The sequence below is a fragment of the Brachyspira catarrhinii genome (assembly GCF_005518285.1).
Lineage (GTDB): Bacteria > Spirochaetota > Brachyspiria > Brachyspirales > Brachyspiraceae > Brachyspira > Brachyspira catarrhinii.
In genome coordinates this window covers 1-4,120 of the sequence record NZ_SJDU01000211.1, presented here as the reverse complement: position 1 = coordinate 4,120, position 4,120 = coordinate 1, and the positions used below count along the sequence as shown (strand labels likewise).

The following is a 4,120-nucleotide window of genomic DNA, read 5'->3' as shown; positions in this document are numbered from 1 at the left end:
ATCGGGCTTTTGGTTTATAACTTCAATTTATTTATAAACGACCTCGAACTTATTATAGATAATTTAAAATCGAAAAGCGAAAATTTAACCAACGATATAAACAATATTGAAAAAATAATGGCGGAAAACTCCGACAGCGTTAATTTTCAAACGGAAAGCATTAAAAAAAGTATAGGAAGCATAGAGACGATAATCGATTCGATAAGAAATATTACGGGTTCTACCGAGCAACAGAGAACCGCGTTTTCGTCCGCGTCTCTTGCGGTCGAGGGTTTATTGCAAACGGTTTATAGAATTAACGACAATATCGAGCGTCAATTTTCTTCGGTAGAGCAAACTTCCGCATCCGTAGAAGAGATGATTTCAAATATAAGCAGTATTGCGAAAAACACGAATAATGCGGACGCTTTATTTAAAAGGCTGCTTATCGAAGCCGAAGGCGGAGCGGAAATAGTCGAAGATGTGATAGAATCCATTAGAAATGTGGAATCGAGCAACGAACAGATAAAAAACATTATTAATATCATTCAAAATATCGCCGAACAAGCCAACCTTTTGGCTATGAACGCGGCTATCGAAGCCTCGCATGCGGGAGAAGCTGGAAGAGGATTTTCGGTTATCGCCGATGAAATTAGGTCTTTAGCCGAACATACGACCGAAAATGCAAAATCTATAACGGCTATCATTAGAGGAGTTACGAAAAGAGTCGAAGAGAGCGTAGACCTTGCAAACAATAGCGGTAAAACTTTGAACAATATATTAAACATTTCGGAAAACGCATCGAGATTGGTTTCGGAAATAAATATTGCAAACAGCGAACTTGAAATTGGCGGTAAAGACATACTCGAAACGATTACAAAATTGAACGACACTTCTTTGGGCGTTAAAGACAGCGTAAAAGAACAGATTACGAGCGGCGATGAGGTCGACAGTCAAATTACTTTATTAGACCAAATAAATAGAGAAGTCGTTACCATAGTGGAAGCTAAAAGTATGGATGTAAACGAGGTAAACGATTCGATTAGTTCTTTAAACTCTCTTTCCACTCAAATTATCGAAAATAGAGATAAATTCTACGATGTGACAAATAGATTAAACACCAATTTTACCGTATTCAACACTTTGCTTATGAATTTTATTACGCATAGAGACACGGAAAAAGAAGAGGAAGAAACCAAAAAGAATCTTCTTAAAGACGATAAATTTAATATTGAAAGAGAGATTGATTATCAATTAAAAACTCTCGAAGACGAATTAAAAATATCGGAAGAAGACGATGAGGAAGTTTTGAATACTTTAAAAGAAGATTTTAAAAATCCTAATATGTTTTATTAATAGATTTCGTTATAATTATAAATTATAATAAAAAAATAAAAGTTTAAAAAATCAAAGGAGACTTTTTCAAGTCTCCTTTTTGGTATGTGATTATTTATGAGTAAAAATTTTATAATTATTATATCATTTTAATCAATAATTTTCAACTCTAACTTCGAAGAATTTTTTCGCATGTTTACAAGCTGGACAAACTTCTGGAGCGGATTCTCCTTCGAATATATAACCGCAATTCCTACATTTCCATTGAACTTTGGTATTTCTTTTGAAAACCGTTCCGTTTTTAACCGCTTCTCTCAATTTTGCGTATCTTTCTCTATGTTCTTTTTCGACATCGCCGATTAATTTCATAGAGCGAGCCACATCGTCAAAGCCTTCTTCGGTTGCGTCTTTAGCCATTTGAGGATACATAGTTTCGTATTCGTAATTTTCTCCTTCCCAAGCGGATTGCAAATTAGCCAAAGTGTCGCCTATTCCGTTAAGATATTTGAAATGGATTTTTGCATGTTCTCTTTCGTTTTCCGCAGTTTCGAGGAATATTGCGGCTATTTGTTCGTATCCTTCGTTTCTTGCAACGCTTGCGAAATAGGTGTATTTGTTTCTTGCCATAGATTCGCCAGCGAAAGCGTCATTTAAATTCTTTTCCGTTTTTGTTCCTTTTAAGTCCTTCATTTAATTTCTCCTTAATTTTATTTTATGATTTTTAATAAACTCTAATAAATATTAAACCGTTAAAAAATATTTATTATCTTATTTATTTTTACTTATTTTGCATTTTTCAATTTTTCGGCAACATATTCCCAATTTACCAAATGGTCGATAAAAGTATTTAGAAAATCTGGGCGTCTGTTTTGATAATCCAAATAATAAGCATGTTCCCATACATCGCAAGTAAGCAAACCGTGAACTTTATCGGCAACGGGATTCATAGCGTTAGGATATTTTCTAACTTCCAATTTTCCGTTAGCTAAAACAAGCCAAGCCCATCCAGAACCGAATTGAGTTTTTCCAGCGGTAGTGAAAGCTTCTTTGAAAGCGTCAAAAGAGCCGAAATCGGATTTTATTTTTGATTCCAATTCCGATGGGACGCTCGGTTTTTCGGATTTTTTCAAAACTTTAAAAAACTCTTCATGGTTGTAAACCTGTCCAGCGTTATTGAATAATCCTTGTTTATCGGGATTATTATGAGAAAGAAGTATCAAGTCCTCTATGCTTTTTCCTTCCAAAGATTTGTCTTTTGAAACGAAATCATTAACGGCGGTAACATAGGCGTTTAAATGTTTTCCGTGGTGAAAATCCAAAGTATTGGAAGACATATAAGGCGCTAAATCTTCTTTTCCGTAAGGTAGTTTAATTAATTCAAACATATTTTAATCTCCTTCATAATTAATGAATTTTTATTTTTTATATTCCAAGTTTAAACTATTTTAAATTTATGTCAAGTATTTATTAAATAATATTTTTAACTTATTGATAAATATTACTAATTACAATTTAAGGCATACCAAAATTAATCGGCATGCCTTAAATCTTTTAAAGGAAAATTCTATATGAACCAAAAAACTCTATCAATTAGCCGTATCCGAAGAAGATTCTCCCGAACTATCTCCTTCCGAATTTTCTTCGTCTTTATAAACGGGCATAACATCTCTTCCCATTATTTCTTCTTCCGTATCTCCGTAAGTGAAGCCCAATTCATCGTAATATTTGGAATAAACGGCTCTAAATCGGTCGGAAGTCGTATATAATATTTTATGGTATTTTGTTATAAGAAGTTTATATTTGGCGTCTCTTATCGTTTCGTCTTCCGTTTTCAAAGTTGTCAAATCCCATAAATTATTAAACATCTCGTTTAGATAATAAACCTTTCTAACATCGCTATATTGATTTTCTGTGGCAAGTTTATAATTAACTCCCGCCAAATAAGTGTTGAGCATAATTAAATTAGTCGTATTATCTTCTTCGGAGCCGCTATTGTTTATATTTTCAACGGCTTTTGTCAAATGGTCTCTACTTACGGCGTAATAATGATGAGAGCCTTTAAATAGATTTAGAATTCCCGCATACAAATTTAATTCGTAGTCGGATTGAACGAGTTCGTTTGTTTTTCCCAATATTTCGTATATCGGTTTTACTTCGTCATATAATCTAAAACATTTATAAACTTCTCTAAGAGCCAAATCGACATTATTATCGTTCGCTATAGGTCTTGCAACCAAATCGTAATAATACACGGCGTTATAAAACATTTCGTTGGTATCCGTAAATGTTACATTGGTATAATTTTCCAATATTTTATTTGCCTTGTATAATATTCTGAATAAATAATCGTCTTTTATTATAGACAAATTTGTTTGAAGAAGATTATAACTTTTATCGAGGGCTTGGTCGTCCGTATTTCTCAAATCCGCAAAAGACGGAGAGAATGCGGAAATGCCTTCGACCGTATCCATAGTTTCTTCTTCGCTAGATTGCTCATTTTCCGTTTGTTCGTTGGTATTGGCATCGTCTTGAGCGTATAGAGAACTTAATGCCAAAACCGTTACAGTTAATACAAGAAATATTTTCTTCATGCTTTTTAACTCCTGTTTTTAATTTAAATTATTTAGCCATATATAAATATTACTTAAAGTTTTATAAAGCGCCATTTTAGGTTGCGAATTGGTGTTTATAAGAGTATTAATCGTATAATCCAATTCGTCAATCATCCATGCTACGCTTTTATCCGAAACCGAACTTGGAAATATATAATTTCTATCTTCGACTTCGAGATATTTATCTTCAAGAG

Annotated in this window: 4 protein-coding genes and 1 pseudogene; 1 reads left to right on the top strand and 4 read right to left on the bottom strand. The window is 33.3% G+C overall.

Going from position 1 to position 4,120, the window contains the following annotated elements:
• The coding region (locus EZH24_RS08150) for a methyl-accepting chemotaxis protein (RefSeq protein WP_236847123.1) at positions 1–1,335 on the top strand (1,335 nt) is incomplete at its 5' end.
• Positions 1,336–1,467: 132 nt separating this feature from the next.
• Here the strand turns inward: EZH24_RS08150 and rbr are convergent.
• The 4 genes and pseudogenes from rbr to EZH24_RS08130 all read right to left on the bottom strand — a co-directional run.
• Positions 1,468–2,004, bottom strand: coding sequence for a rubrerythrin (gene rbr / locus EZH24_RS08145; RefSeq protein WP_137998645.1), 537 nt, complete (start codon positions 2,002–2,004; stop codon positions 1,468–1,470).
• Positions 2,005–2,096: 92 nt separating this feature from the next.
• Positions 2,097–2,699 carry a superoxide dismutase gene (locus tag EZH24_RS08140; protein ID WP_137998643.1) on the bottom strand — a complete coding sequence of 201 codons (603 nt, stop codon included), beginning with the start codon at positions 2,697–2,699 and terminating at the stop codon, positions 2,097–2,099.
• A gap of 201 nt (positions 2,700–2,900) precedes the next feature.
• Complete coding sequence (locus tag EZH24_RS08135) at positions 2,901–3,905, bottom strand: hypothetical protein (RefSeq protein ID WP_137998641.1); 1,005 nt, start codon at positions 3,903–3,905, stop codon at positions 2,901–2,903.
• An 18-nt stretch (positions 3,906–3,923) separates the two neighbouring features.
• Positions 3,924–4,120, bottom strand: a pseudogene (locus EZH24_RS08130) (DNA polymerase III subunit delta'); the annotation flags it as partial.